Origin of the sequence: Trabulsiella guamensis ATCC 49490, assembly GCF_000734965.1 — a bacterium.
GTDB classification, from domain to species: domain Bacteria; phylum Pseudomonadota; class Gammaproteobacteria; order Enterobacterales; family Enterobacteriaceae; genus Trabulsiella; species Trabulsiella guamensis.
On the sequence record NZ_JMTB01000237.1, the window covers coordinates 1 to 377 of the forward strand.

Genomic DNA, 377 nt, shown 5'->3' on the forward strand with positions numbered 1-377 from the left:
TCGGACTGGCGGCAGCTTCCGGTGATGACCGACGTGATTCAGGCTGGCGGTGTGCTCTGGCGCGGCATTGTTGTCTGGGACAAGACAGCATCAGCCCGCGCCCCGCACACCGGCTATTTCAGGCATCAGGCGGAATATATCGTGTGGGGAAGTACAGGCATGCTGGAGAAAGTGCCGGGTGGTCCGTTCCCCGGCGTCATTACTGAGCGCGTGAAGCCAGCGGAGAAACTGCACATGACCGGGAAGCCGGTCAGGGTGATGGATGAGCTGGTCCGACCGCTGGCGGATAACGCCCGCGTCCTCGACCCGTTCATGGGCAGCGGCACCACCGCGCTTCCTGTTCTGGCGCGAGGCGGTTCGTTCACCGGCATTGAGCT

General features: G+C 63.4%; 1 protein-coding gene. It reads left to right on the forward strand.

Translation table 11 applies throughout. The features are described 5' to 3' along the window. Nucleotides 1-377, forward strand: a 377-nt coding sequence (locus GTGU_RS23730) for a DNA methyltransferase (protein ID WP_038163952.1), incomplete at both ends; no start/stop codon positions are given.